Annotated in this window: 29 protein-coding genes and 1 tRNA gene; 13 read left to right on the forward strand and 17 right to left on the reverse strand. The window is 71.5% G+C overall.

The annotated features are described in order from the left end of the window. Positions 1-66: 66 nt before the first annotated feature. Both ACWEV3_RS11030 and ACWEV3_RS11035 read right to left on the reverse strand, forming a co-directional pair. Positions 67-140 (reverse strand) — tRNA-Pro (locus ACWEV3_RS11030). Between the two features lie 51 nt (positions 141-191). Beyond that, positions 192-1154 carry a metallophosphoesterase gene (locus tag ACWEV3_RS11035; RefSeq protein WP_452613682.1) on the reverse strand — a complete coding sequence of 321 codons (963 nt, stop codon included), beginning with the start codon at positions 1152-1154 and terminating at the stop codon, positions 192-194. A gap of 83 nt (positions 1155-1237) precedes the next feature. Between ACWEV3_RS11035 and ACWEV3_RS11040 the strand changes: the two genes are divergently transcribed. Next, positions 1238-1708 (forward strand): GatB/YqeY domain-containing protein, encoded by a 471-nt coding sequence (locus ACWEV3_RS11040; RefSeq protein ID WP_132491800.1) that lies wholly within the window; start codon positions 1238-1240, stop codon positions 1706-1708. A 314-nt stretch (positions 1709-2022) separates the two neighbouring features. Here ACWEV3_RS11040 and ACWEV3_RS11045 read toward each other — a convergent pair whose 3' ends face one another. Continuing rightward, positions 2023-2808, reverse strand: a complete 786-nt coding sequence (locus ACWEV3_RS11045; RefSeq protein WP_452613683.1) for a siderophore-interacting protein — start codon at positions 2806-2808, stop codon at positions 2023-2025. 217 nt (positions 2809-3025) lie between these two features. Continuing rightward, on the reverse strand, positions 3026-5437 hold the full coding sequence (locus tag ACWEV3_RS11050; RefSeq protein ID WP_452613684.1) for a penicillin-binding protein: 2412 nt from the start codon (positions 5435-5437) through the stop codon (positions 3026-3028). A 247-nt stretch (positions 5438-5684) separates the two neighbouring features. Here ACWEV3_RS11050 and ACWEV3_RS11055 point away from each other — a divergent pair, with 247 nt between their 5' ends. After that, positions 5685-5984 carry a WhiB family transcriptional regulator gene (locus ACWEV3_RS11055; protein WP_010307833.1) on the forward strand — a complete coding sequence of 100 codons (300 nt, stop codon included), beginning with the start codon at positions 5685-5687 and terminating at the stop codon, positions 5982-5984. Positions 5985-6041: 57 nt separating this feature from the next. On the opposite strand, the gene ACWEV3_RS11060 is transcribed toward ACWEV3_RS11055, so the two are convergent. From ACWEV3_RS11060 to ACWEV3_RS11070, 3 genes are all read right to left on the reverse strand, one after another. After that, positions 6042-7181, reverse strand: a complete 1140-nt coding sequence (locus ACWEV3_RS11060) for an ArsA family ATPase (RefSeq protein ID WP_452613685.1) — start codon at positions 7179-7181, stop codon at positions 6042-6044. Beyond that, on the reverse strand, positions 7178-8176 hold the full coding sequence (locus ACWEV3_RS11065) for an ArsA-related P-loop ATPase (protein WP_452613686.1): 999 nt from the start codon (positions 8174-8176) through the stop codon (positions 7178-7180). Before ACWEV3_RS11065 ends, ACWEV3_RS11060 begins: the two co-directional genes overlap by 4 nt. A gap of 76 nt (positions 8177-8252) precedes the next feature. Next, the gene (locus ACWEV3_RS11070) at positions 8253-8849 is read right to left on the reverse strand and encodes a TetR/AcrR family transcriptional regulator (RefSeq protein WP_452613687.1); all 597 of its coding nucleotides are present in this window, start codon (positions 8847-8849) and stop codon (positions 8253-8255) included. 90 nt (positions 8850-8939) lie between these two features. Here ACWEV3_RS11070 and ACWEV3_RS11075 point away from each other — a divergent pair, with 90 nt between their 5' ends. From ACWEV3_RS11075 to ACWEV3_RS11095, 5 genes are all read left to right on the forward strand, one after another. Beyond that, complete coding sequence (locus ACWEV3_RS11075) at positions 8940-9269, forward strand: rhodanese-like domain-containing protein (RefSeq protein WP_452613688.1); 330 nt, start codon at positions 8940-8942, stop codon at positions 9267-9269. Between the two features lie 46 nt (positions 9270-9315). Beyond that, complete coding sequence (locus ACWEV3_RS11080; RefSeq protein ID WP_093267385.1) at positions 9316-9474, forward strand: DUF4177 domain-containing protein; 159 nt, start codon at positions 9316-9318, stop codon at positions 9472-9474. 1 nt (position 9475) lies between these two features. Continuing rightward, complete coding sequence (locus ACWEV3_RS11085; RefSeq protein ID WP_358567460.1) at positions 9476-9934, forward strand: RidA family protein; 459 nt, start codon at positions 9476-9478, stop codon at positions 9932-9934. A gap of 362 nt (positions 9935-10296) precedes the next feature. Next, positions 10297-10911, forward strand: coding sequence for a hypothetical protein (locus ACWEV3_RS11090; RefSeq protein ID WP_452613689.1), 615 nt, complete (start codon positions 10297-10299; stop codon positions 10909-10911). A gap of 27 nt (positions 10912-10938) precedes the next feature. Beyond that, the gene (locus ACWEV3_RS11095) at positions 10939-12009 is read left to right on the forward strand and encodes a hypothetical protein (protein WP_452613690.1); all 1071 of its coding nucleotides are present in this window, start codon (positions 10939-10941) and stop codon (positions 12007-12009) included. An 87-nt stretch (positions 12010-12096) separates the two neighbouring features. Here the strand turns inward: ACWEV3_RS11095 and ACWEV3_RS11100 are convergent, their stop codons facing one another. After that, positions 12097-12984 (reverse strand): Gfo/Idh/MocA family protein, encoded by an 888-nt coding sequence (locus tag ACWEV3_RS11100; RefSeq protein WP_452613691.1) that lies wholly within the window; start codon positions 12982-12984, stop codon positions 12097-12099. A gap of 146 nt (positions 12985-13130) precedes the next feature. On the opposite strand from ACWEV3_RS11100, the gene ACWEV3_RS11105 reads away from it, so the two are divergent. Continuing rightward, entirely contained in the window at positions 13131-13961 is an 831-nt protein-coding gene (locus ACWEV3_RS11105) for an NUDIX hydrolase (protein ID WP_452613692.1), read from the forward strand. After that, the gene (locus ACWEV3_RS11110) at positions 13961-14758 is read left to right on the forward strand and encodes an MBL fold metallo-hydrolase (protein WP_452613715.1); all 798 of its coding nucleotides are present in this window, start codon (positions 13961-13963) and stop codon (positions 14756-14758) included. The genes ACWEV3_RS11105 and ACWEV3_RS11110 overlap by 1 nt, the downstream gene beginning before the upstream one ends. A 3-nt stretch (positions 14759-14761) precedes the next feature. Here ACWEV3_RS11110 and dnaN read toward each other — a convergent pair whose 3' ends face one another. The 6 genes from dnaN to ACWEV3_RS11140 all read right to left on the reverse strand — a co-directional run bounded on the left by dnaN (position 14762) and on the right by ACWEV3_RS11140 (position 19508). After that, on the reverse strand, positions 14762-15862 hold the full coding sequence (dnaN, locus tag ACWEV3_RS11115; RefSeq protein WP_452613693.1) for a DNA polymerase III subunit beta: 1101 nt from the start codon (positions 15860-15862) through the stop codon (positions 14762-14764). Positions 15863-15988: 126 nt separating this feature from the next. After that, the gene (locus ACWEV3_RS11120) at positions 15989-17227 is read right to left on the reverse strand and encodes an MFS transporter (RefSeq protein WP_452613694.1); all 1239 of its coding nucleotides are present in this window, start codon (positions 17225-17227) and stop codon (positions 15989-15991) included. A gap of 395 nt (positions 17228-17622) precedes the next feature. After that, positions 17623-17916 carry a hypothetical protein gene (locus tag ACWEV3_RS11125; RefSeq protein WP_452613695.1) on the reverse strand — a complete coding sequence of 98 codons (294 nt, stop codon included), beginning with the start codon at positions 17914-17916 and terminating at the stop codon, positions 17623-17625. 97 nt (positions 17917-18013) lie between these two features. Further along, positions 18014-18325 carry a hypothetical protein gene (locus ACWEV3_RS11130; RefSeq protein ID WP_452613696.1) on the reverse strand — a complete coding sequence of 104 codons (312 nt, stop codon included), beginning with the start codon at positions 18323-18325 and terminating at the stop codon, positions 18014-18016. 160 nt (positions 18326-18485) lie between these two features. Next, positions 18486-19160: a Crp/Fnr family transcriptional regulator gene (locus ACWEV3_RS11135; RefSeq protein ID WP_093267402.1), complete on the reverse strand. Its 675-nt coding sequence runs from the start codon at positions 19158-19160 to the stop codon at positions 18486-18488. Between the two features lie 93 nt (positions 19161-19253). Next, the gene (locus ACWEV3_RS11140) at positions 19254-19508 is read right to left on the reverse strand and encodes a hypothetical protein (RefSeq protein ID WP_029535541.1); all 255 of its coding nucleotides are present in this window, start codon (positions 19506-19508) and stop codon (positions 19254-19256) included. A 245-nt stretch (positions 19509-19753) separates the two neighbouring features. Between ACWEV3_RS11140 and nth the strand changes: the two genes are divergently transcribed. From nth to ACWEV3_RS11160, 4 genes are all read left to right on the forward strand, one after another. After that, positions 19754-20581 (forward strand): endonuclease III, encoded by an 828-nt coding sequence (nth, locus tag ACWEV3_RS11145; RefSeq protein WP_452613697.1) that lies wholly within the window; start codon positions 19754-19756, stop codon positions 20579-20581. Continuing rightward, positions 20578-21216, forward strand: coding sequence for a TlpA family protein disulfide reductase (locus ACWEV3_RS11150; RefSeq protein ID WP_452613698.1), 639 nt, complete (start codon positions 20578-20580; stop codon positions 21214-21216). Before nth ends, ACWEV3_RS11150 begins: the two co-directional genes overlap by 4 nt. Further along, entirely contained in the window at positions 21213-21923 is a 711-nt protein-coding gene (locus tag ACWEV3_RS11155) for an NUDIX hydrolase (RefSeq protein WP_452613699.1), read from the forward strand. The genes ACWEV3_RS11150 and ACWEV3_RS11155 overlap by 4 nt, the downstream gene beginning before the upstream one ends. Before the next feature lie 107 nt (positions 21924-22030). Continuing rightward, positions 22031-23215, forward strand: a complete 1185-nt coding sequence (locus tag ACWEV3_RS11160; protein WP_452613700.1) for a MarP family serine protease — start codon at positions 22031-22033, stop codon at positions 23213-23215. Between the two features lie 169 nt (positions 23216-23384). Here ACWEV3_RS11160 and ACWEV3_RS11165 read toward each other — a convergent pair whose 3' ends face one another. From ACWEV3_RS11165 to ACWEV3_RS11175, 3 genes are all read right to left on the reverse strand, one after another. Beyond that, positions 23385-23888, reverse strand: a complete 504-nt coding sequence (locus ACWEV3_RS11165; RefSeq protein ID WP_452613701.1) for a phage holin family protein — start codon at positions 23886-23888, stop codon at positions 23385-23387. Between the two features lie 162 nt (positions 23889-24050). Then, positions 24051-25280 (reverse strand): Na+/H+ antiporter NhaA, encoded by a 1230-nt coding sequence (nhaA, locus tag ACWEV3_RS11170; RefSeq protein WP_452613702.1) that lies wholly within the window; start codon positions 25278-25280, stop codon positions 24051-24053. Between the two features lie 223 nt (positions 25281-25503). After that, a partial coding sequence (locus tag ACWEV3_RS11175) for an acetate--CoA ligase (protein WP_452613703.1) occupies positions 25504-26862 on the reverse strand: 1359 nt, incomplete at its 5' end.

Genomic DNA, 26862 nt, shown 5'->3' on the forward strand with positions numbered 1-26862 from the left:
ATCCAGGCACGAAGAAAGGGCCTGGTCAGAACTTCTCTCGAAGCTCTGACCAGGCCCTTTCACCTGTCGGGGTGGCGGGATTTGAACCCACGACCTCTTCGACCCGAACGAAGCGCGCTCCCAAGCTGCGCCACACCCCGATCTTCCAGCGGTGAACATCTCGGGTGCTCGTTCAACCGCTGGATCATAGTCTAGCGGACGCTTTCACCCGCTCCGAACGGGGTCCTCTTAGCGGCGTTATTACTGGTAGGAACCGGTTTTTGGGTCCTCGGCAGCAGCGTCAGCAAGGTCGCCTCCGGCGGGCACGCGAAGCGCACCGGCGCGTACGGCGAGGTGCCCAGTCCGGCCGACACGTGCAGGTGCATGTGCTCGCCCCAGGTGGACGCGCCGCGCGCCCGCGACCGGTCCAGCTCGCAGTTGGTCACCAGCGCCCCGTAGCCCGGCAGCCGCAGCTGCCCGCCGTGGGTGTGGCCGGCCATCACCAAGTCGTAGCCGTCCTCGGCGAACGAGTCCAGCACTCGCGGCTCGGGGGAGTGCGTCACGCCCAGGCGCAGGTGGGCGTCGGACGGCACCGGGCCGGCGATCAGGTCGTAGCGGTCCAGGTGCAGGTGCGGGTCGTCGAGCCCGGCCAGGTGGATCCGCATCCCGGCGACCTCGATCTCGTGCCGGCGGTGCGTCGCGTCCAGCCAGCCGCGCTCGGTCATCGCCGCCCGCAGGTCCCGCCACGGCAGCGGCTCCCCGTGGAGCCGCTTCGCCTTCCACGACGGCACCAGGTAGCGGGCCGGGTTCTTCTTGGTCGGCCCGTAGTAGTCGTTGCTGCCGAAGACGAACACGCCGGGCTTGTCCAGCAGCGGTCCCATCGCGCGCAGCGCCGCGGGCACCGCCTGCGGGTGCGCCAGGTTGTCGCCGGTGTTGACCACCAGATCCGGGTCCAGGTCGGCGAGCTCGGCCACCCACCGCTGCTTGGACCGCTGGTTCGGGGTCATGTGCAGGTCGGAGATGTGCAGCACGCGAAGCGGTGCCGCGTCCTCGGCGAGCACCGGCAGCGTCGCCTGCCGGAGCGTCCAGTGGCGCCGTTCGATCGCGGCCGAGTAGGTGACCGCGGCGGCGCCGAGGGCGCCCGTGCTGAGCAGAATCCGCCCGAACTTGTTCACCCCACCAACCCTACGACGACACCGGCCCGGGTGGCGTTCGGCCTGACGCCGGGCTGCCCGGCGCGCAGCGGGATAATCACCACATGGCCGAGCTCAAGGACAAGCTGCGGGCGGACCTCTCCGCCGCGATGAAGCAACGCGACACCGTCGTCACCGGGGTCCTGCGGATGGCGCTGGCCGCCGTCGGCAAGGAGGAGGTCGCGGGCAAGCAGGCGCGCGAGCTCACCGACGAAGAGGTGCAGCGCGTGCTGAACAAGGAGGCGAAGAAGCGCGACGAGGCCGCCGAGGCGTTCCGCGGCGCCGGTCGCGCGGAGCAGGCCGACGCCGAGGTCGGCGAGGCCGAGATCCTGCGGCGCTACCTGCCGCAGCCGCTCGGCGACGACGAGCTGGCGCAGCTCGTGCGGGACGCGGTCGCGGAGGTCGAAGGCGAGCTCGGCGAGCGCCCGGGCATGAAGCAGATGGGCCAGGTCATGAAGGCGGCGAACGCCAAGGTGGCGGGCCGCGCCGAGGGCGGCAAGGTTGCGGCCCTGGTCAAGGCCCAGCTGGCGGGCTGACTCCCGAGGTCATGTTTGCGCTGGTCACGGGGCCGTGAGTGTTTCGGGGTGGCATAGCGCCCCAAAGCACTCACAGCCCCGTGCCTGCTGAAACCGTCGTGACACCGCGGTGAAACCCGCATCCTCGGCGTGGTCATGGACCTCGGTCCGTTCCACGCGAAGAGGAGCCACGATGCAGCACGAACCGAACGAGGGCGCCGCGCCACCGCCGGTACGAGGTCGACGGGCGGCGGCTGTTCCTGCACCGCTCGGGCACCGGCGGTCCGCCGCTTGTGTTCCTACCCAGCGCCGACGGCCTGGACTACCTGAACGTTCTATTCGCCTGCGGCGTTGTGGCGCCAGTAGGCGAGGGCGTAGAGGCGGCGCCGGTCCAGGCCGAGTTCCCGTTGGCAGTGCTCGCGGAGCTGGTGCACCACGTCGGCCTCCGCGCCGATCCACACGTGCGGGTCCGGGCCCAGCTCGGCGGACCGCAGCGCATCCACGAGCAGCGTGCTCTCCGCCGCCGGAACGCCGTCGCGGTGCAGCCAGTGCCAGGTGACATCGGCGGCGGAACCGAGCGACTGCTCCTCCGCCGCATCGGCGACCTCGGCGAACACCTGCACGCGGGCCTCGGCGGGCAGCTCCTCCAAGATCGCCGCGATCGCCGGCAGCGCCGTCTCGTCGCCGACCAGCACCAGCGGATCGGCGTCCGGCTGCGGCCGGTACGCGGGGCTGGGGCCGACGGTGACGATCTGCTCGCCCGGCGCGGCCTGCGTCGCCCACGTGCTGCCCGGCCCCTCGTGGTCGTGCACGACGAAGTCGATCGCCAGCTCCTGCCGCTGCGGGTCGAACCAGCGGACGGTGTAGGTGCGCTGCCGGGGCTGCTGCTCGCGGGGCAGCGCGAACACCTCGGCACGGGTCCGGCCCAGCGGCATCGGCTGGCCGGGCTGCGGCAGGCACAGCTTGATGCGCTGGTCGCTGCCGTTGCTGACGAAGTCCGAGAGCTCCGGGCCGCCGAGCGTGACGCGCACCATCCGAGGCGTGATGCGCTCGGTCGACCGCACGTCCAGCAACCGGTATCGGGATCGCGCGCGCCTGGTGCTCGCCTGCGTGTTCGTCACACCTCCGAGTCTAAGAACCGCCGGTCCGGCCGATCGCGCGACCGCAGTTTCAATTGAAACTGGGAACCCCCGGTACGTCGGGCCCCCGGTGCCTCGGGCCTCCGGCGTGTCGGGGTCCGACACGCCGGAGATCCGCAATTTCCATTGAAATCGAAGGTCCAATTTCAATGGAAATTGCGGCTGGTCACGGCGGAAGCAGCCGGTCACGAGCAGCTGGTCACGGCGGGAAGATGCCCGGCGGCAGCACGGGTTGTTCCGGCTGCTGCGGCGGCCGGTCGCCCGGCGGCTGCGGTGGTTGCTGCGGCGGGCCGGGCGGCGGCCTCTCCGGCGATGGCGGCGGCACGTACCCGGTGCTCACCGAGATCGTCACGATCTCGCCCGGCAACGCGAAGCCGCGGGGCGTCTGGCTGGTCACCGTGCCCTGCTTGCGCGTGCTGCTCACCGCGCGCTCCTGGACCTGGTAGCCCGCCTTCTGCAGCGTTTCCGAAGCCCGCTTGCGGTCCATGCCGACGACGTTGGGCACCTGGAACTCGTCGCCGCCGTTCTCGTACCGGTCGGTCGTCGGCGGCAGCGGCAGGACGGGCAGGCCCTCGTGGATGACCTTCATCGCGTCGAAGAACGTCCGCGCCGGCACCTTGCCGCCGTAGATGTTCCCGCCGTTGACCCCGCACAACCGCGGCGGATCGGAGTCGCAGATGCCCTGCGGCGAGGTTCCGTCGCTGAAGGTCAGCACCGCGCCCGCGAACTGCGGGGTGGCACCCAGGAATCCGGCCGACTGGTGGGCCTCGGTGGTGCCGGTCTTGGCGGCCAGCGGGCGGGTCCACCCGGCCCCGTTGGCCGCCGCGTAGGCGGTGCCGCCCGGCTGGTCGTCGCGGCTCATCCCGACGGCCATCGCGTTCGCCAGGCCCTCGTCCACCGCCTGCTCGCACGGGTCCTCGGTGATCGACATCGGGTTGCCGTTGCGGTCCAGGATCTGCTCGATCGGCGTCGGCGGGCACCACACGCCGCCGCTCATGATCGTGGCGGCGACGTTGCTGAGCTCCAGCGGACTGGTCGGCGCGTAGCCGAGCGTGAAGGCGCCGATGTTGCGCTGCTTGACCTGGTCGGCCTGGGACAGCCCGTTCGCGCCGCCGGGCGCCAGCGGATCGCCGCCCGCGGTGTGGCTGAGCAGCGTCTCGCGCATCCCGAGCCGCGCCGCCATGTCCACCGTCTGCGCGAGCCCGACGCGTTCCTGCAGCGCCACGAAACCGGTGTTCGGCGAGGTCGCCAGCGCCATCTGCAGGGTGCGCGGACCGGGCCGCACGCCTTCGGCGTTGCCGACGGTGTAGGGCGCGGTGCCGTTCTTGTACACCGACGACGTGTAGGAACCCGGCGCCTGGATGGTGTTGTAGATGCCCATCCCCTTCTCCAGCGCCGCCGCCGAGGTGAACACCTTGTAGATCGAGCCCGCGCCGAACTTGACCACGCCGCTGGGCAGCGCGTACGCGGTCTGGCCCTTGGTGGCGTCGAGCCCGAAGTCGCGGTTGGCGACCAGCGCGCGGACCCGGTGCTTGTCCTTGCCGGGCTCCACCACGCTCATCACGTTGGCGACGCCCTTGGTCGTTTTCGGCACGCCGCGCTCGGCGGCGGCCTTCGCCGCGTCGGTGGCGCGCGAGTCGAGGGTGGTGCGGATGGTGTAGCCGCCGCGCTTGAGCTGCTCCTCGGTGAACCCGGAGCGCTCCAGGTAGTCGATCACGTACTTGCAGAAGAAGCCGTCCGACGGCCCGGCGCCGACGCACCCGTTGGGCGGGCTGTTCAGCGGTTGCACGAGCCCGAGCGGCGAGTTGCGGGCCTCCTCCGCGGCCTGCGGCGTGATCCGGCGCTGGTCCTCCATCGCCTTGATCACCAGGTTGCGGCGGTTGAGCGCTTCGCCGGGGTTGTTCTGCGGGTTCAGCGCGCTCGGGCTGTTGACCATGCCGGCCAGCAGCGCGGCCTGCGCGATGGTCAGCTGGTCGGGCGTGGTGTCGAAGTAGGTGCGCGAGGCGGCGGCGATCCCGTACGCCTGGTTCCCGTAGGGCACCACGTTGAGGTACCGGGTGAGCACGTCCTCCTTGCTGAGCTGCTTCTCCAGCTGCAGCGCGATCCGGATCTCGCGGAGCTTCCGCGCCGGGGTCTGCTCGATGGCCTTGGCCTGCTTGACCGGGTCGCCGCCGGCGACCACGTGGACCATGTAGTTCTTCACGTACTGCTGGGTCAGCGTCGAGCCGCCCTGGGCGATCGCGCCGGACATCTGGTTGGTCACCGCGGCGCGGACGGTGCCCGCCCAGTCGACGCCGTGGTGGTCGAAGAACCGGCGGTCCTCGATCGCCACGATCGCCGCCTTCATGGTGTCGGCGATCTGGTCCGGCTGGGCCGGGGACCGGTTCTGGTCGAAGAGGTACGCGATGGGCAACCCATCCCGGTCTGTGACGGTCGTCACAAGAGGTGGTTCCTTGGTCATCAGGTCGGTGGAGATGCTGTTGACCGCGTCGCTGGCGCGGTTGGAGACCACTCCGAGTGACCCCGCTGCCGGGAACAGCAGGCCGGCCACCAGGACCCCGGCCAGCACACACAGGCCGAACAACTTCAGCAAGCCGTCTCGGACACGCACTTCGCCAGAGTAAATCGAGGTTGCTTCGTGACGGAGTGTCACGGCGTAGATCCGCCCGATGTGATGAGCAAGAAAGATAACGGAGCGACAACCGTTGGTTGGTTGTGGAACCAGCGGGCTCTACAGTCCGTCTACGTCCAGCGACAGCACTGTTGTGGTTGAAGCAGTTCTGAGCACAACATCCGGTGCCGGGGGGCTCCGGACGAAAACGGTCGCCGACGATCCAGTGAGGAGCTGGGGGAACTCTATGTTCGAGCAGGGGGACTGGCGGGTCAACGCCGCATGCCGTGACCAGAATCCGGACCAATTGTTCGTCCGGGGCGCCGAGCAGCGCAAGGCGCGAATGGTCTGCTTCGGCTGCCCGGTCCGTACCGAGTGCCTCAGTGAGGCACTAGACAACAAGATCGAATTCGGTGTGTGGGGCGGAATGACGGAGCGGGAGCGGCGTGCGTTGTTGCGGCGCCGGCCCGACGTCCGGAACTGGCGGGAATTGCTGGAAGCCGCCCGGCAGGATTACGCCGATTTCACCGAGTACCAAGTGAGCTAGTCCGTTCGAGGTCGGTTCGGTCAATTCGCCACGGCGGATTGACCGAACCGACTTCTGCTATTCACCGGCCAGTCGCCGGCCGATCTCCCGGAGTCCGGCCAGGTCGTGCACGTCCGACGGCAGCGCCGGAACGCCGATCAGCGACACCTCCGGATGGGCCCGGGTGAACCGGGCGAGCATCCGCTTCTCCCGCTCGGCCACCGCGACGCGGTCGGCGTGCACCCGCAGCACCGCCGCGGCCAGCGGCGCCGAGCCGGCCTGCTCCACCTCTTCGGCGGCGGTGGCCGCCCGGGGTCCGGCGAGCCCGGCGAGCACCGGGTGGGTGCGGTTGGCGACCAGGCCGACCAGCGGCATCCCCTCCCCGGCCAGCCGCTCCACGAAGTAGGCGGCCTCCCGCAGCGCGTCCGGTTCCGGCGCGGCGACCACCAGGAACGCGGTGCCGGGGGAGCGCAGCAGCCGGTAGGTCTGGTCGGCGCGCTCCCGGAACCCGCCGAAGGTCGAGTCGAAGGCCTGCACGAACGCGGCGGCGTCGGCCAGCAGCTGCCCGCCGATCACGGTCGACACGGCCTTCGCGAACAGCCCGAACCCCGCGCCGACGATCTTGCGCAGGCCCTTGCCGCCGACCCGCGCCGGGCTGGACAGCATCTTGATCAGGCGCCCGTCGAGCACGGTGGACAGCCGCTGCGGCGCGTCCAGGAAGTCCAGCGCCGACCGGCTCGGCGGGGTGTCCACCACGATGAGGTCCCAGGTGCCGGTGGCGGCGAGCTGGCCGAGCTTCTCCATCGCCATGTACTCCTGCGTGCCGGAGAACGACGTGGAGATCGTTTGGTAGAAGGGGTTGTTCAGGATCTGCTCGGCGCGTTCCCGGCCGGCGTGCGCGAGCACCATGTCGTCGAAGGTGCGGCGCATGTCCAGCATCATCGCGTTGAGGTCGCCGGCCGGTTCGAAGTCCTCCAGCACCACCTGCTTGGGCTGGTTGCTGAGTTCTCGCAGGCCGAGCGCCTGGGCCAGCCGCTTGGCGGGGTCGATGGTGAGCACCACGGTCTTGCGGCCGCGCTCGGCGGCGCGCACCGCGAGGGCCGCCGCGGTGGTCGTCTTGCCCACGCCGCCGGACCCGCAGCAGACGACGATGTTCGTGTTCGGGTCGTCCAGCAACGCGTCGACGTCGACCTGCGCGGGTCGCAGCGGTTCGCTCATCGTGGGCTCCGGATGCCGTGTTCGTTGAGTATCTCGGCGAGTTCGTAGAGCTCGGCGACGTCGATCCCGGTGAGGTCGGGCAGCGAGACGGTCGGCAGGTCGGCGTCGGCGAGCTGCGCGCGGGCGGCGTCCTCGGTCTGCGTCCGGATGGCGTGCTCGACCGTCTCGTGCACCAGCCCGTCCAGCGTCTCGTCGTCGACCTTGAGCCCGGCGGCGGCCAGCCCGGCGCGCACCCGCTCCGCGTCCACCCGGCCGCTCGCGGCCGCGGCGGCCGAGCGGGCCGGCAGCCGGTTGGGCCGGACCCGGTTGCACACCACGCCGCCGGGCCGCAGGTCGGCGGCGTCGAGTTCGGCGACGGCCTCCAGGGTCTCCCGCACCGGCAGTTCCTCCAGCAGCGTCACCAGGTGCACGACGGTGTCGCTGGAGTGCAGCAGGCGCACCACGCCGTCGCTGTGGTCGCGGATCGGCCCGGCCTTGGCGAGGTCGGCCATCGCGCGGGTGACGTCGAGGAACTTGACCACCCGGCCGGTCGGCGGCGCGTCGACCACGACCGCGTCGTAGACGTGGCGGCCGCGCTCGTCGGTCCGGCCGACGCATTCCTTGATCTTCCCGGTGAACAGCACGTCGCGCAGGCCCGGCGCGAGCGTGGTGGCGAACTCGATCGCGCCCATCTTGCGCAGCGTGCGACCGGCGAAACCGAGGTTGTAGAACATCGACAGGTACTCCAGCAGCGCCGCCTCGGCGTCGATGGCCAGCGCGCGGAGCTCGCCGCCGCCGGGCGCCGCGGCGATCCACTCCTCGGCGTAGGGCAGCGGCGCGGTGTCGAAGAGCTGGGCGATGCCCTGCCTTCCTTCCACCTCGATCAGCAGCACCTTGTGACCGCCGGTGGCCAAGGCGAGGGCCAACGCGGCGGCGACGGTGGTCTTGCCGGTGCCGCCTTTGCCGCTGACGACGTGCAGTCGGGCGTGATTCAGTTCCCCGTCCCAGTCGGTCACACGATCAGCGTAAGTGCCGCGTTCCCCGGATGTCTGCCGACCGCGAACTCCCGCCACGCCGTGGGATCGGCGCCGATCAGCGCAGGGCGCGCGCTGCCAGGTCGCGGACGCCCGCGCGCAGCCGCGCCCAGCTGTAATCCGCCTCCCGCAGGGCGAAGTTGAGGTCCGCGTCGACCGCTGCCAGCAGCGCGTGCGCGAGGTGCTCCGGATCCGCTGCGGCGCCGCAGTGGAGGGTCAGGTGCTGGTGCCAGAACCGGTAGGAACCGATGCGGTACCGGGCGCCCGGCGCGGCGGTTTCCGAGAGCCGGACCAGTTCCAGGTGCTCGGTCAGGTAGTCGACGTAGGCGTCGAGGAAGGCCAGCACGCGTTCCGCGTCGGCAGCCCCGGGCCCGAGCGGCGGCGGTCCGTTGAGCACCGCGTCCTGGAGCGCTCGTTCCCGCTCGTCGAGCAGCGCGGCCACCAGCCCGGACTTGTCACCGAAACGGCGGAAGACCGTGCCCTTGCCGACTCCCGCGGCCTGCGCGACCGCGTCCATCGTCACGCCGTCCACGCCGTGCTCGGCGAACAGGCCGGCGGCGGCGGACAGCACGCGCTGCCGGTTGCGGGCGGCGTCGGCGCGCTCCTGCGGTGGTCGGCTCGCGATCTGGTGCAGCTCGTCGGTCGCATCGGTCACGGAGGCAATCGTACTCGACAACCGGACCGTGGTCCGGTAACTTCGACGCAGTAATCGGACCACGGTCCGGATAAAACCGAGGAGGCTGTCATGACCGAGCTGATCAGCAGGGAAGAGCTCAAGCGGCGGATCGACGCCGGGGAGGTGACCGTCGTCGATGCGCTCGGCGGGGCCTACTACGAGCAGCAGCACCTGCCCGGAGCCATCGCGCTGACCGAGGACCGCGTCGAGGAGGAGGCGGGCGAGCTGCTGCCGGACAAGGACGCCGCCATCGTCGTCTACTGCTCGAACACCGCCTGCGGCAACAGCCAGGCCGTCGCCACGAGGTTGGAGCGGCTCGGCTACACCGGCGTCCGAAAGTACCGCGAAGGCATCCAGGACTGGGTCGAGGCTGGCCTGCCCGTCAAGACCGGAGCGTGAGCGCGGCGGCGCGGAGGGCGGGCGGCCGGTCTCCTAAGCTGCACGCATGCAGAAGTGGGAGTACGCGACGGTTCCGCTGTTGATCCACGCGACCAAGCAGATCCTCGACCAGTGGGGCGAGGACGGCTGGGAGCTGGTCTCCGTCCTGCCCGGTCCGACCGGCGAGCAGATGGTGGCCTACCTGAAGCGGCCGAAGGGGGCCTGACATGGGGCGCTGGACGGATCGCCTCGCGGAGCTGGGCGTCCCGCTGCCGGAGGTGGTGCCGCCGGTCGCGGCCTACGTGCCCGCGGTGCGCACCGGCTCGCTGGTCTACACGGCGGGCCAGGTTCCGATGGTCGCCGGCAAGCCCGCCGGGATCGGCAAGGTCGGCGCGGAGATCAGCGCCGAGGAGGCCAAGCAGCACGCCGCGATCTGCGCGCTCAACGCGCTCGCCGCGGTGGACGCGCTGGTCGGCCTGGACTCGGTGGTGCGGATCGTCAAGGTCGTCGGGTTCGTGGCCTCGGCCGAGGGCTTCACCGGGCAGCCCGGGGTGGTCAACGGCGCGTCGGAACTGCTCGGCGAGATCTTCGGCGAGGCCGGGCAGCACGCCCGCTCGGCGGTGGGTGTCGCCGAGCTGCCGCTCGGCGTCCCGGTCGAGGTGGAGCTGATCGTCGAGGTCGAATAGGCGGAGCGCGGCCAGCCGGCCGCTCGCCACGTCATTTGCGCGGCGTTGCCCGATTTCGGGTGACGCCGCGTTTCGTACACGTCACGGCGGGTCGTCGGCGAATACCGCCGGCCCCGAATTCGGCGGCTCGGACACGCGGCGCCGCCTTCGACCAGTACGCTGCGATCATCTCCTGCTCGGGTTCGTCAGATCTGGCGTAACCCGAATAGGGGTAGATCGATTCCAGTGTGTCGCGAAAAGACCGTTCAAGGGCTTGATTGATCCGGTTATCGCGGCCAAAGTTCACCTGGACGGGTGTAGCTGGTCGGGGGGCGGCGAGCGACACCCGCGTCGATGGAGTACGAGCCTTGGGAGGGGCCGACGTGGCGGTGCGCGAAACCGATCTGCTGTGCCACGAACTACTTCTCCGACTCGCCGGCCGACTGCCCGACCGGCACCTGTGGCGCTTCCGCGACTGGCTGGCCGGAGACGCCGCCGACGTGGTCGCGCGGATGCTGCCGGGCACGCTCGTCCGGGAGCGCATCGCGCTCGACGACGCCGAACACCAGCTGCTGGCCAACGCGCTGGCCCCGCTGGGCGCCGACCCCGCGATGGTCAACGCGGTCCTCCCGGTCGATCCGGCCGAAGCCCCGCAGTACACCTTCAGCGGCGAACGGCCGGCGGACAGCGCCACCGACTCCGCGGTGCTGGTGCTCGGCGCCACGCTGCGCGGCCGCCCCGGCGTCCGCGAGGTGCGCAGCAGCTGGCGGCGTGCCGACGGCGGCGCGGCGAAGCTGGTCGTGCTGGTGACCGCGTCCGCCGACGTCGTCGGCCTGACCGGGGAGATCCAGCGCGTTCTGCGGGCGCTCGGCGAACCCGAACCCTGCGTCGAGGTGCTCCCGCCCGACCTGGAACCCGCCGCGTACCACCACGCCGCGCTCGCCGAGTCGGCGCTGGTGTGCACGGGGGCCGAAGAATTCGCCGGCCGCCGCGGTTGAGCGGCCGACATCCTGAAGGAGGCGTGCGTGGTGGACGTGGCTGAGGGGGCCGGGCCGGTGGACCGGTTGCACAACCTCTTGCTGGCCATGACAGGCCGGGTGGACGACGACGGGATCAACTCGGTCCGCGAACTGCTCGGCATCGGCCAGCCAGGCGCCGCGGCCGAATACCTCACCGGCTGCCTGCTGGCCGGCCGCATCCCGGTGACCTCCAGCGAGCAGTACCACCTGCGCCGGGTCCTCGACGAGACCCGCTCGACGCACGTCCTCGCGGACCGGGTGAACGTGGTCGACTCGGTGCCGGTCGACGCGCACCGGTTCGGCGAACCGGCCGAGGACGACGGAGACCTGGTGGCGGCGCTCGCGCCGGTCGCGGCACGGCTCCAGGGCGTGCGCGGGCTGTGGTGCGCCTCCCGGACGACGCCGGCCGGCGTCAGCTACGGCGCGGTGCCCCGGCGCATCCTGCTCGCCGAGGTCAGCCCGGAGGGCTCCACCACGGCGGTGGCCTACCAGCTGATCGAAGCCCTGCGCCGGGCCGGCATCAACTGCTCCGTCGACGTCTTCGACAGCGGCGCCGAACTGCCCGAATACCACCGGGAAGCCCTCGCGGCCGCGCACCGCGTCCGCCTCGACGCGCCGCCCGCGCCGCCGGCGGAGCGCCCGGCCCGGGAGGAACGCCCCGTCGAGCGCCCCGCGGAGCAGCAGCGCGCGGCGGAGCCGCAGCGGCGGGCGGTGGAGGAGCGGCCGGCGGAGCCGGAGCGCTCGATCCCGCAGCCGGCGCAGCCGGTGAGCCAGCCGGAGCACGAGACGGCGCTGGCGCAGGCCGCCGAGGCGCAGGCCGAGGCGAACGCCATGCGGGTGCCGCCGGCGGTCGACGCGAAGCTGACCGACCGGGAGCGCAACCTGCTGCGCAAGCTGCACGAGGAGCTCGCGCAGCGAGAGCAGGACCGTTCCGGCGGGTCGCGGCGGCAGAACGGGGCGAACAACGGCGAGGAGGGCTGGACGTCCACCATGCCGGGCGGCACCGGCGGCTTCCCGCCGATCGGCGCGGCCCCGGCCAACAACCAGGCCTACACGCCCCAGCAGCAGCGCTCCTAGCCAACCGCCAGGGGCGCCGTTTTGTCTGGCTGCTCACCTGCAGAAACGCCGCTCCGAACCAGCCGTGAGCGAACCGCGTCCCGGCGGCTACACCGCTGCCAGGACATCGGCGATGATCTGCTGCAGGTGCAGGCCCCGGCGGACGTCGCAGGGGTGCTCCGTGCGCTCCTCGCGGATCATCGCGAGGAGGTCGTCGAGCATCCGGGCGTAGCACTCGCGCGCGGCGGTCCGGCGGCCGACCAGCGGTGCCTGGCCGTGCTCGCCGTACACCGCGAAGTCGACCATCGCCGGCTGCACCGGCATCCGCAGCGACAGGGTCAACGTGCTGGTCAGGTCGCCGTCGTGGCCGAACACGAGCTGCCAGAGGCCGTCGCTGCTGCGGTGCGCGAAGTGCACCTGCTCGATCTCGCCGAGCGCCGCGTCGAGCAGGTCGATCGCGTGCGGCCCCGCGTCGATCAGCGCGCCGTCCTGCTGCTGGCGCCACTCCGACGCGGCGTAGTCGCCCGCCAGCAGCCCGCCCGCGAGCCACCGTCCCGTGCCGCCCTGCACACCGTCGAGACTGCGCACGCCGGCCAGCCACTCTTGCACCTCCGGCGCGAACCGGCGGGTGAGCATCAGCAGCGCGGCCACCCCGGCCTCGTCCACCGCCTCGACGATCTCGCGGGCACCGGCCGGATCCGCGGCCAGCGGCTTCTCCAGCACCAGGTGCTTGCCCGCGCGAGCCGCCCTCGGCGCGAGCTCGGCCTGCACCGCGGGCGGAACCGCGAAGGCCACCGCGTCGACCGATTCGAGCAGCTCGTCGAAGCCGTCGACGACGGCCGCGTCGTACGGCTCGGCGAAGGTCTTGGCCGCGTCCGGTCGCCGCGCCCACACAGCCGCCAACCGCGTTCCCGGGTGCGCGGACAAGCCGGGTCCGTGCGCCCGGTGCGCCCAGGGACCCGCTCCGACCACGCCGACTCGCAGTGCTTCGTCCATGCCCGCAATGGTGCCGTTGACCCATCGCGGTTACTGCAGTTGGGGGTCCGAACGCCACGATCGGATGGCGGGGGCGCTGCGCTCTCCGTGCGAAAAATCAATTCTGGAATCACTTTCTAGTGGTTTTCCGGCATAGGGTGGCCCGCATGGAGCAACTGCCCGAAGATCGCGTCCTGCCAACGGGATTCGTGCCCGATGAGCTCCCCGCGCAGCCGGCCGCGCCCAAGGACGCGGCCACCGTGATGCTGCTCCGGGAGGGCTCCGCGGGCCCGGAAGTGTTCCTGCAGCGCAGGGTGAAGGGCATGGCCTTCGCAGGTGGCATGACGGTGTTCCCCGGTGGCGGCGTCGACCAGCGCGACGCGGACGCCTCGGTGGCCTGGAGCGGCCCGGACGCGGACTGGTGGGCCGAGCGGTTCGGCTGCACCCAGGACGTGGCCCGCGCCTTGGTGTGCGCGGCGGTGCGCGAGACGTTCGAGGAATCCGGCGTGCTGCTGGCCGGGCCGGACCCGGCGACGGTTGTCGGCGACACGAGCCACTACACCGGGGCCCGCGCCGCGCTGGTCTCCCGCGAGATGTCGCTGGCGAAGTTCCTCGCCGACGAAGGGCTGGTGCTGCGCGCCGACCTGCTGCGGCCGTGGGCGAACTGGGTGACGCCCGAGCGCGAGCCGCGCCGCTACGACACGCGGTTCTTCCTCGCCGCGATGCCCGCCGGGCAGCGGGCCGACGCGGTCACCTCGGAGGCGTCCGAGGCGTACTGGTCCACCCCGCAGCAGGCGCTGGCGGACTTCGAGGCGGGTCGCTGCCACCTGCTCCCGCCGACCCAAGTCACGCTCGGCGAGCTCGCCGAGTGCGGCAGCCTGCCCGCGGCGCTGGCCGCGGAGCGCACCCTCGCCAAGGTCATGCCGAAGCTGGTGCGCCGCAACGGCCGGTGGCACGCGGTGCTGCCGGGCGAACCCGGATTCGAGGAGGCGAAGTGATGGAGCACCCGGCCTACGGAACGCTGCGCCAGGTCACCCCGTACGCGTCGGTGCTGCTCGCGCACAACCCGTCGCCGATGACCCTGGAAGGCACCAACACGTGGGTGGTGCGCGACCCGGGCGCGGGCGACTGCGTGGTGATCGACCCGGGCCCGGACGACGCCGAACACCTGCGCCGGGTCGCCGACCAGGGCCCGGTGTCGCTGGTGCTGCTCACGCACCACCACGGCGACCACACCGACGGCGTCGAGCAGTTCGTCGAGCTCACCGGGGCACCGGTGCGCGCGCTCGACCCGGCGCTGTGCCGGGGCGCGGAGGCGTTCCGCGACGGCGAGGCCATCAAGGCCTGCGGCGTGGAGCTCCGGGTGGTCGCCACGGCTGGCCACACGGCCGACTCGGTGTGCTTCATCGCCGACCACGACGAACCGGCCGTGTTCACCGGCGACAGCATCCTGGGCCGGGGCACGACGGTCGTGGCGCAGCCCGACGGCCACCTCGGCTCCTACCTCGCATCGCTGCGCCTGCTCGCCGAGCTGCCGCCGGGCCTGCGGGTGCTGCCAGGCCACGGCCCGGAGCTGCCCGACGCCCGGGCGATCGCGACGGCCTACCTGGAGCACCGCGAACAGCGCCTCGACCAGGTCCGCGCGGCCGTCCGAGACCACGGGCCGGAGGTCACGCCGCGCCAGGTGGTGGAGGTCGTCTACGCGGACGTCGACCGCTCGGTCTGGCCAGCGGCGGAGTGGACGGTCCAAGCCCAACTCGCCTACCTGCGAGAACAGGGTGAGCTCCGGGGCTGACCGTCAGGTCCGCTTGGGCATCAGCACGTAGTGCAGTTCGGCGCCGGACGGGTCCGGCTCCGCGCCGGTGATCACCGTCGAACGGCGGTTGCCCGCGCGGAGACCGATGCGGACGGTCTGCGCGCCGAACGCCTGCAGCGCATCCGAGAGGTATCGGGGCTGGTAGGCGGTGGTGATGCGATCGCCGCTGGTGGTGGCCTTGACCGCCTCCTCGGCGTCGCCGAACTGCTGGTCTGCCGCGCGCACGCGCACCTCGGCGTCGCCGACCTCCAGCAGCAGCGTGCCCTGCGCCCCGGCGAACGGCGTCACCCGGCGCACGGCTCCGGCGAGCTCGGCGGCCGCGACGTCGACGGTGCCGTCGAAGGCGTCGGCGAGGTGGCGCGCCTCGCTCGGGAACGGCGCGTCCAGCACGGTGCTGCTGACTTCGGTCGTCGGCCAGCTCATGCCGACCCGGTCCGCGTCGGCGTGCAGCACGACCTCGGCGTCGTCGGCCTGCTTGGCGATCTCGGCGAGCAGGTTCGCCGGGATCAGCACGTCGAGCTCGGCCACCTCGGATTCCCACGGCACGCTCGCCACCGCCATCCGGAACCGGTCGGTCCCGACGAACACCAACCGCTCACCGAGCTGCTTGACGTGCACGCCGGTGAACACGGGGAGCGCGTCGTCGCGCGACGCGGTGGACGCCGCGACAGCGGCCAGCGGCAGGACGTCGGTGCCGAGCACGCCGACGCGCGGCGGAGCCTCGCGGATGCCGGGGTGGGACGGCAGGTCGAGGAGGGGGAGCGCGAAGCGCGCATTCGGCGTGCGCAGCGCGAGCTTGCGGCCCTCGACGACGAGCCGCACTTCAGGGCTGTCGATGTTGCGCAGCGTCTCGGCGAAGGGACGGCCGGGCACGAGCACGCGGCCTTCGGCGTGCGTCCGCGCCCCGCGGCTCAACCGCATGCTGCGTTCCCGGTCGGTGCCTGCGAGCACGAAGCCGTGTGCGTCGGCTTCGAGCACGATGCCGCTGAGCACCGGGTCGAGCACCCGGCCACGCAGCAGGCGAACAAGATCGTTGGCGGCGGACGCAAGCGTCCGGGTCGCCGAGGTGACGTCGAGGTCCATGCGCGCAAGCTAGCCACCAGCACCGACAGCCCGAGCCGCACGACGTTTCCGCGGGTGATGGCTCGTGAGTGGTTTGGAGCGCCATAGCACTCCAAACCGTTCACGAGTCCTGACCAGGCAGAACGGTTACTTGCCGGCGAGGGAGAGGTCGGCGCGGGACGTGGCGGGGACCAGGGTGCCCCGGCGCAGCCAGAGGACCGCGGCGACGATGACGCCGACCGCGCTCGCGGTCAGGAACGACGCCGCCGGGCCGCTGATCTCGACCAGCTGCCCGCTGATCGACTGGCCGATGGCCGCGCCCAGCGTCACCGAGGTGACCACCCAGCCGAACGCCTCGGTGGCGGTGCCCGCCGGCGCCGCGATCTCGATCGCCACCGAGTGCGCGGTGGACTGCGGCGTGATCAGGCTGCCGGCCACCAGCAGCGCCAGGCACAGGCCCCACAGCGTCGACGGCACGGCCAGCAGCGTGAGCAGCACGGCGAAGCCGAACAGCAGCGCGGGCAGCCGCAGGTGCATCGGTCGAGGCCAGGGCCGCAGTCCGTAGGCGACGCCGACGATCACCGAGCTGACCGACAGCAGGCTCAGCAGCAGGCCGCCGGCCGTCGGGTGGCCCGCGTCCACCGCGGCCGCGGGCACCCCGACCTCGATGAAGCCGATCAGCATGCCGAAGCCCAGCGCGGCCAGCGCCACGGTCCGCATTCCGGGGCTGGCGATCGCCCCGAGCAGGCTGCCGCCGCCGCTGGGCAGGGGCTCCGGGCGGTGGCTGCGCGCGGCGCGGGTGGAGGCGAAGCCGACGCTGCCGACGACCATGCACGTGGCACCGACGACGACCCCGGTCCCCGGCCACGGCATCGCGACCATGAGCCCGGCCAGGCCCGGGCCGAGGATGAAGAAGACCTCCATGCTGATCGCCTCGTACGAGTAGGCCGCGTCCCGCGCCGGGCCGGGCGGCAGCAGCCGCCCCCACAGCGCCCGCGACGCCGGGCCCACCATCGGCTCGCTGATCCCGACCAGGAACGCCAGTGCGGTCATCATCGCCACCGGGGCGTGCAGCTCGATGGCCACCACCTCGATGGCCACCAGCGTCGCGAACACGCCGGACATCACGTACAGCGGGATGGTCGGTCCCACCCGGTCCATCACCCGGCCCTGCGCGACCGAGCCGCAGGCGACGCCGATCAGCGCGCCCGCCGACACCATTCCGGCCGCCGCGAACGATCCGGTCTGGCGCTGCACGTAGAGCATCAGGGCGAGGCCGACCATCGCGATCGGCAGGCGGCCGAGCAGCGAGGTGATGACGGGCCCGCGGGCGCCGGGGGCGGTCAGGGCCGTGCGGTAGTCGGTGAGGGACGTGGATTGGGACACGCGAACCAGTATTCCAATTGTGGTACGACAGTACCAACTCGGTTTCGGGTAATCCGCCTCACGCGCGCCGGAAAAGGACCTTCTACCCGGTTCGTTCGGCGCCGAAACAGGGCACACTCATAAAAGAGCGGCTACGCAATCCGGGTGAACTCTGCAACCGGGCTGAGGGTGGCTGCGTCCTGGAAGGTGAGAGGGGTTGCTGGTGGCACCGGCCGTCCAGCATCTTCGACAAGAGAGCTTTCCTCTGGTGCCAAGGATTCGGGGCCGACGCATCGGAGGATCGGGGGAGCGTGGTTGGTCGTCGGGGGACGAACCACGCACATGTGAAGGGGCTGGAGCGCCGCGTCGGGGGCGGCGCCCAGCCCCTTCACATGCACCAAGTGCAGGCGCGGGCGTCAGAAGCCGCCACCGCCGCCGTCGCCACCACCGCTGAACCCGCCCCCGCTGTCGCCGCCGCTGAAGCCGCCGCCGCTGTCGCCGCCGAAGCCGCTCCCGCTGTCACTGCTCCCGCTGTCGCTGCTGCCGTAATCGCTGCTCGAGTCGATGTAGGTCGCGGAGGTCGCGGTCGCGCCGGAAGAACGACGACGCCCGTTGTCCCTGGACGTGGAGGCGATGATCGCCGCCATGACCAATCCGGCGCCCGCGACCACGGCGACCAGGACCAATGCTCGGACTAAGGCCGGTTCCACCTGTTCGATCCCCTCGGCTCGGTCCGGTCCTAGGTCCACGGTTGGACGCGCGTCGCCAGCTCAGGGTTGCGACCCGGACACGAAAAGTGAAGGAATCTCAGTCGCCCCCGCCGCCACCGGAGTCGCCACCCCCACCGGAGTCGCTGCCGCCGCCGGAATCCCAGCCACCACCCGAGTCGTGCCCCCAGCCCGAGTCGTGCCCCCAGCTCGAGTCGCCGTGGTGCCAGGTGGTGCCGGAATCGACGGCGCCGCCGCTGTCCGTCGAGCCGTGCCGCCGACGCGCGGCGTAGTTGCGGTTGCGCTGCATGCGCGCGCGGCGCCGCGAAGGCCGGCGTTGGATCCGGTCCCAGATGATCGCGATCCCGAGGAGCAGCAGCATCGCTGCCCCGACGTAGCCGATCCAGTGCATGTCGCCCCCAGCCTGTCGGTCAACCGATCAAGGTTTACACGGGGCAGGTGTCCGATGGGTTGTCTTTCGGACACGAAAAAAAACGCGCGTCGACTGAGGAGCCCGGGAAGGAACCCCGGACCCGTCGGCCGACGCGCGTCAGTTCGCGGCGTCGCTGGTGTCAGCGGGCGCGGCGGGCCAACCGCTCCGGGTCGAGGATGAGCACGCTCTTGCCCTCGAGCCGCAGCCAACCGCGGTGCGCGAAGTCGGCCAGCGCCTTGTTCACGGTCTCCCGCGATGCGCCGACGTACTGCGCGATCTCTTCCTGCGTCAGGTCGTGGGTGACCCGCAGCAGGCCGGCCTCCTGGCTGCCGAACCGCTGCGCGAGCTGCAGCAGCGCCTTGGCGACCCGGCCCGGCACATCGGTGAAGATGAGGTCGGCCAGCATGCCGTTGGTCCGGCGCAGCCTGCGAGCGACCACGCGCAGCAGCTGCTCGGCGATCTCCGGGCGAGTGGCGATCCACTGCCGCAGCGCCGTCCGGTCCATGCTCAGCGCGCGGACCTCGGTGACCGTGGTCGCCGTCGAGGTGCGCGGCCCCGGATCGAAGATGGACAGCTCGCCGAACATGTCCGACGGGCCCATGATCGCCAGCAGGTTCTCCCTGCCGTCCGGCGACTTGCGTCCGAGCTTCACCTTGCCGGACTGAATGATGTAAAGCCGGTCTCCCGGCTCGCCCTCGGCGAAGATCACGTGTCCTCGCGGGAACTCGACCGGTTCCAGCGACTGGGCCAGTGCCTCTGCCGCGGCCGGCTCAACGCCCTGGAAGATGCCGGCCCGGGCCAGTGTCTCGTCCACCTCGTCCCTCCATGTTGAGACGCGGCGGCTGTCTGTGGTGCCGGACCCGCGAGTGCGAATCTAGCGGTGTGCCGCCGATCACTACCAGTAATTCTAAGACTGGTCGCGGGAACGGCGAGTACGCAGCCTACCGGCGCGTCCCACCCTGCGAAGCTGGAACAACTCCAGCGCGCGTCCAATACCTTGCCGGAACAGCGCCCGCACCTCGTCGGGGCGAGCGTTCTCCAGCAGCTCCTCCACCTCGTTCTCCTGCACCGCCACGTGCCGCAGGCGAGCCTCCACGCGCTCCATGAAGAGGGTGAAGAACATGATCACGAGCGGCACGACGATGACGAACCAGGCAGCCATCATGAGTTAAATCCTCGCTCATACCTTCGGGGCGGGTGCAACCGGGGTCGGGTTCCCGGCGAGCGTGACGATCCGACCACCTCTGGTGACGGTCGGTGCCCATGGTCCGGTGGGGTGCCCGGACCGTGTCCGCAGCGCAGCCTATCCGGATGCGTAAGGCCCCCTGCGCCCGACACACCTCGGCGGCCGGGAGCAGCGCCGGTGCGGCCGGTGGGCCGAGGCGATCGGATCCGTAGTCTGGTGGGGTGTCAGACCTGGCTCGGAACAAGCGCAAGAGTGCCGCCGCCGGCTCGGGCGGTGAGACCCGGCTGGGGCTGGTCCGGCGAGCCCGCCGGATGCTGCGGGCGCTGGCCGAGGCGTATCCGGACGCGCACTGCGAGCTGGACTTCGAGACGCCCCTGGAACTGGCGGTCGCCACGATCCTGTCCGCCCAGTGCACCGACAAGCGGGTCAACGAGGTCACCCCGGCCCTGTTCCGGCGGTACCCGACGGCCGCCGCCTACGCGGGGGCCGACCGCACCGAGCTGGAGGAGATGATCCGCTCCACCGGCTTCTACCGGAACAAGGCCGCGTCGTTGATGGGCCTGGGCGCGGCGCTGGTGGAGAAATACGACGGCGAGGTGCCGCGGAAGCTGGACCAGCTGGTCAAGCTGCCGGGCATCGGCCGGAAGACGGCCAACGTGATCCTCGGCAACGCCTTCGACGTCCCGGGCATCACGGTGGACACCCACTTCGGACGGCTGGTCCGGCGCTGGGGCTGGACCGCGGAGGAGGACCCGGTCAAGGTCGAGCACGCCATCGGCGAGCTGATCCCGCGCAAGGAGTGGACGATGCTCTCGCACCGGGTGATCTTCCACGGCCGCCGCGTCTGCCACGCCCGCAAGCCCGCCTGCGGCGCCTGCCTGCTGGCCAAGGACTGCCCGTCGTACGGGCTGGGCCCGACCGAGGCCGTCCCGGCGGCGAAGCTGGTCCGCGGCCCGGAGACGCCGCGGCTGCTGGCGCTGGCCGGAGTCGTCGACGAGGTCCCGGAGAGCACCGTCGAACAGGCCGCGGCGAAGGAGCCGGTGGCGTGAACCTGCGCGCCTACGGCAACGAGATCCGCTGGACGATCGTAGTGCTCGTGCTCGCCGTGGTCGGCGTGATCGCGCTCTGGCCGCGCGACGCCGACCAGCAGCAGGAGCAGACCGCCGCGCCCGCTCCGCCGCCGGCGGCCCGCGCCATCGACCCCGCGCAGCGAGCGGCGGCGGCGCTCCAGCCCTGCCCGGCGGCCGAAGGCGGCCCGGCGGAGCTGGCCGGGATCGCCGGCAGCTGCCTGGCCGACGGGCGGCCCGCCGACGCGGGCTCCGCCGTCGCCGGTGGACCGACGCTGGTCAACCTCTGGGCGACCTGGTGCGCGCCGTGCCGCACCGAGCTGCCCGCGCTGCAGGCCTACGCCGAGCAGCCGGGCGCGATCCGGGTGCTGGGCGTCCAAGTGCAGAGCGATCCGGCGGACGGTCTTGACCTCCTGACCCAGCTGGGCGTTCACTTCCCCAACGTGCATGACGGGGACAACCGCATCAGGGCCGCGCTGAAGGCGCCGAACGTGCTGCCGATCAGCTACGTGGTGACCGCCTCCGGCGAGGTGCGCCGCATCGATCCGCCAGTCGCGTTCAAGAGCCCGGAGGAGATCCGGGCGGCCGTCGACCGGACCTTGGGGAGCGCTCGGTGAACCCGCTGCGAACGGGCCCGCTGGTCGACCCGGCGGAGCTGCCGGACTGGCTGCGCGGCCTGGTCGAGCGATCCGCCGACCTCGATCCGGGGCACTTCGGCTGGCCGCGCGAGAACCCGCCGGCGGAGGCCCGCCCGGCCGCGGTGCTGGTGCTCTTCGGCGAGGGCGCCGACGGCCCGGACGTGCTGCTGCTGCGCCGCGCCGACGGGCTGAGCTCGCATCCCGGCCAGGTTGCTTTCCCGGGTGGCTCGCTCGACGATGTTGATCGCGGGCCGGTCGACGCCGCGTTGCGGGAAGCCGTCGAGGAGGTGGGGTTGCGGCCGGAGGGCGTCCGCCCGGTGGCGACGCTGCCGGAACTGCACGTGGCGCACAGCGGCTTCCGGGTGACCCCGGTGCTGGCGCACTGGGCCGAGCCGTCCCCGGTCGCGCCGGTGGATCCCGGCGAGACGGCGGCGGTGGCCAGGGTGCCGATCTCCTGGCTCACCGATCCGGCGAACCGGCTGCGGGTGGAGCTGACCGGTCGGCACGCGAGCCCGGCGTTCCTGGTGCCCGGGATGCTGGTGTGGGGTTTCACCGGCGGCCTGCTGTCGGGGCTGCTGGACCTGGCCGGCTGGTCGCGGCGCTGGAACCGCGCCGACGTGCGAGAACTCGACGAGGCGTGGCGGGCCGCGGAGGAGGCCGAGGACATCGGCTTCGGGCGTTCGTGAACGGTTTGGGAACCTGTTCTCGTCTTCCAGCACGCGCGGGACCGCTTCGAGGACGGGTTGTGGGACCGTGGTGCGCCGCCGATCGTCGGCGAGATTGAGGTGAGCGGGTGAACTGGGTCGACCTGCTGGTGGTGCTTCTGGCGCTGCTCGCCGCGGTGTCGGGGGCCCGCAGCGGCCTGGTCACCGCGCTGTTCTCGTTCCTGGGCGTGTTCATCGGCGCGGTGGTGGGCCTCAAGGTCGCGCCGCTGATCCTGGACCGCCTGGACAGCCCGGTCGCCCGCCTCGCCTTCGGCGTCGGAATCGTGGTGCTGCTGGTCGCCTTCGGCGAGACCTTCGGCATGTGGGCCGGCCGGGAACTGCGGGACCGGATCACCTCCCCGAAGCTGACCGGCGTGGACAACGCGCTCGGCGCGGTCCTGCAGTTCATCGCGGTGCTCGTGGTGGCGTGGCTGATCGCGCTGCCGTTCACGTCGGCGTCGGCGCTGCCCGGCCTCGCGGCCGCGATAAGCCGGTCGAAGGTGCTGACCGCGGTGAACTCGGTGATGCCCGCCTCGGCCAAGGCGCTGCCGGACGACCTGCGCGAAATGCTCGGGGTGTCCGGTTTTCCGCAGGCGCTGGAGCCCTTCTCGGAGACCCCGGTCGCGGAGATCGCGCCGCCGGACATGGCGCTGGCCAACAGCCAGGCGGTGCGCAACGCGCGGACCAGCGTGGTGAAGGTCCGGGGCCGGGCCACGTCCTGCGCGCGGGCGCTGGAGGGCACCGGCTTCGTGATCTCGCCGCACCGGGTGATGACGAACGCGCACGTGGTCGCGGGTACCGATCGGGTGGCGATCGAGATCGGCCGCGGCGAGTTCGACGCGAAGGTCGTGCTCTACAAGCCGGACGTGGACGTCGCGATCCTGGCGGTGCCGGACCTGGACGCGGACGCGATGACCTTCGTGCCGGGACCGGCCAGCCCGGGCAACGACGTGATCGCCCTGGGCTACCCGCTGGACGGGCCCTACACGGCGTCGGCGGGCCGCATCCGGGAGCAGATCAGGCTGCGCGGCCCGGACATCTACGACGCGAACACCGTGGTCCGCGACGTGTACACGGTGCGCGGCCGGGTGCAGAGCGGGAACTCCGGCGGGCCGCTGATCGATCCGTCCGGCAAGGTCGTGGGCGTGGTCTTCGGAGCGGCGGTGGACGACCCGGAAACGGGCTTCGCGCTCACGGCGAAGGAAGTGGCGGACGAGGTCGCGGCGGCCCCGAACCTGACCGCGGAGGTCGACACCGGCCCCTGCACCAGCTGACCCGCGCGAGCGGGAGGTCTTGCGGGCAGAGTGCTTCGGAGGCGCTTTTCGCGCGAAAACGGCGCGCCAAGGGGCTTCGCCGCCACGACGCATGGAGCCTCGCGTACCGCGCTTCCGACCAGCTCGACAGCCGATCGACGGGCTCGTGGCCCGGTGATCGGCGGGAGCGTCAGGACGCGGCCGGGGTTTCCTCGTCGTGCTTGCGCTTGGTGATCTTCGTGGTGTCCTTGAGCGTTTCGATGGTGCGCTTCGGCGCCCGGATCTTGCGCACCCGCATGTAGCCGAGCAGCGCCAGCAGGCCCGCGACCAGCAGCATCACCAGGAACACGATGCCGAAGGCCGCCCAGCGCCACAGGCCGAGCTGGGCCAGCCCCTCGGCCAGCGTGAAGAACAGGAAGAACAGGCTGAAACCGAGCACGGTCAGCGCGAGGACGAAGTAGACGCTGCCCTTGACGGCCTTCTTCATCTCGCCGGCGAGCTCGGTCTTGGCCAGCTCGACCTCGGACCTGACCAATGTGGACAGGTGCGTCGTGGCATCGCGTACCAACTCGCCGATGGACTGCCCGTCGGGAGCAGTGCCCTCTTCGGACAGCGGGATGGACGTGACCGCGGTCCACCCCGCACCGTCACGGCTGCCGTTGGTGCTCTTCTGGGCGCTGTTCACGTGCCCCATCGTGCCACGCGCGATCAGTACGCCACCGGGCGACTCGCGGTGCGTTACCCGCGAGTGACCCGCGACGCCAGGTGTTCCGCAGTTTCAATTGAAACCTCGTGCCGGGCCTCGGGCCCGCAGTTTCAATTGAAACTGCGGTCTCCCGGGGGCTGGACGTGGAGGTCAGGCGTCGTCGGAGACGTCGCCGTTCTTGAGCTTGCGACCGCGGCGCAGCAGCACCGCCGCTGCTAGCAGCGATGCGATGGCGGAGGCGATCAGCACCGCGGCCTTGGCCCGTTCCGCCGCCGCGCCGGTCAGCGACAGGTCGGCGATCAGCAGGCTGACCGTGAAGCCGACGCCGCCGAGCATCGCCAGCGCCGCCATGTCGCGCCACTGCACCGATTCCGGCTTCGCGCCGATGCCCAGCTTGACCGCGAGGAAGGAGCTGCCGAAGATGCCGATCAGCTTGCCGGCCACCAGGCCGACGATGATCGCGATCGCGACCCGGTCCTCGCCGATCGCGGCCAGCGCCTCGCCGTCCACGGGCACGCCCGCGGCGAAGAACGCGAACACCGGCACGATCAGCCCGGCCGACCAGGGCTGCAGCCGGTGCTCCAGGCGCATCGCCGGCGAAGCAGGCTCGTGCGGGTCGCGCCGGACGCGGGTGAGCAGCCCGAGCGCCACGCCGGCGATCGTCGCGTGGATGCCGCTGGTGTGCACCGCGATCCAGGTGGCCACGGCCAGCGGCACGTACAGCCACGGCGTGGTGACCCGCTTGCGCTGCAGGTACCAGTAGACGACGCAGAGCACGACCGCCGCGAGCAGCGCGAGCACGCTGAGCCCGTCGGTGAACAGCACGGCGATCACGACGATCGCGCCGAGGTCGTCGACGACGGCGAGGCTGAGCAGGAAAACCCGCGCCGCGGTGGGCATCCAGGAGCCGGTCAGCGACAGCACGCCCAGGGCGAAGGCGATGTCGGTCGCGACCGGGATCGCCCACGCGGCGTGCGCGCCGGGCGCGCCGTGGCCGATCGCGAAGGCGAGCGCCGCGGGCACGATCATGCCGCCGATCGCGGCGATCACGGGTAGCAGCGCGTTCTTGACGTTGGAGAGCTCGCCGACCACGAGCTCGCGCTTGAGCTCCAGCCCGGCGACGAAGAAGAAGATCGCGAGCAGGCCGTCCTTGGCCCAGTCTCCGACGGACAGCCCCAGGTGCAGGGACTGCGGCCCGATCTCGAAGTCGCGGACGGCGTGGTAGATCCCGGCGGCGGGGGAGTTCGCCAGCAGCAGTGCGAGGGCGGTCGCGGCCAGCAGGACCATGCCGCCGACGGTTTCGGTCCGCAGGTAGGAGCCGAAGTCGAAGGTTCGAGCCGACTTGGCGGGGCGGGGCTGGTTGCGGGCGGCTTTTGACACTGGCGGCTCCGATCGCGGATAGCACGAACTGCGACGCCGACCAGTCTTCCCGGCACACCTTTACCGGAATCCTAACATCCGCGGCGCGCGTGATTGTCGGCGCAAACAAGATCGGGAAGGCGTCTTCCCAGGTCAAAGCGCCATTTCCGAATCGGAGAGGTCGCGAACGCAACAGGGGCGCCCTCCGTGCGGGAGGGCGCCCCTGGCGCGTCGGGCGTGCCGGTCAGTCGTCGCTGGACTTGTTCAGGCCCTTGGAGATCAGCGACATGACGGACGAGTCGGCGAGCGTGGTGACGTCGCCGACCTCGCGGTTCTCCGCGACGTCGCGCAGCAGCCGCCGCATGATCTTGCCGGAGCGCGTCTTGGGCAGCTCGGGCACGACCATGATCTGGCGGGGCTTGGCGATCGGGCCGATCTCGTGGGAGACGTGCTCGCGCAGCTCCTTGAGCGCGGCCTCGCCGCTGGCGGTGTCGTCGGTGCCGCCGCGCAGGATCACGAACGCGACGATGCCCTGGCCGGTGGTGGGGTCGGAGGCCCCGACCACGGCGGCCTCGGCGACGTTGGGGTGCGACACCAGGGCGGACTCGACCTCGGTGGTGGAGATGCGGTGCCCGGAGACGTTCATGACGTCGTCCACCCGGCCCAGCAGCCAGATGTCGCCGTCGTCGTCGTACTTGGCGCCGTCACCGGCGAAGTAGAAGCCCAGGTCGGCGAACTTCGACCAGTAGGTGTCGCGGTAGCGCTCGTCGTCGCCCCAGATGCCGCGCAGCATCGACGGCCACGGCTGGTCGAGGACCAGCAGCCCGCCGCCGCCGTTGCCGACCTGGGTGCCGGTCTCGTCGACGACCTTGGCCGAGATGCCGGGCAGCGGCTGCTGCGCGGAGCCGGGCTTGGCGGCGGTGACGCCGGGCAGCGGCGAGATCATGATCGCGCCGGTCTCGGTCTGCCACCAGGTGTCCACGATCGGCGTGCGGTCGCCGCCGATGTTCTTGCGGTACCAGATCCAGGCCTCGGGGTTGATCGGCTCGCCGACCGACCCCAGCAGGCGCAGGGAGGACAGGTCGTACTTGGCGGGGATCTCCGCGCCCCACTTCATGAAGGTGCGGATGGTCGTCGGGGCGGTGTAGTAGATCGTCACCCCGTACTTCTGCACGACCTCCCAGTGCCGGCCCTCGTGCGGCGCGTTGGGGGTGCCCTCGTAGACGACCTGCGTCGCCCCGTTGGCCAGCGGGCCGTAGACGATGTAGCTGTGGCCGGTGACCCAGCCGATGTCCGCGGTGCACCAGAACACGTCCGACTCGGGCTTGAGGTCGAAGACGTTGTGGTGCGTGTAGGCGACCTGGGTGAGGTAGCCGCCGGAGGTGTGCAGGATGCCCTTGGGGCGTCCGGTGGTGCCCGAGGTGTAGAGGATGAACAGCGGGTTCTCGGCGTCGAAGGCTTCCGGGGTGTGCACGTCCGGCTGGCCGGCGACGACGTCGTCCCACCACTTGTCGCGCGAGTCGTCCCAGGCCACCTCGCCGCTGGTGCGGCGCACCACGACCACGTGCTGGACGCTGGGGGTCTCCGCGACGGCCTCGTCGAC

The organism is Saccharopolyspora sp. NPDC003752 (genome assembly GCF_053605825.1).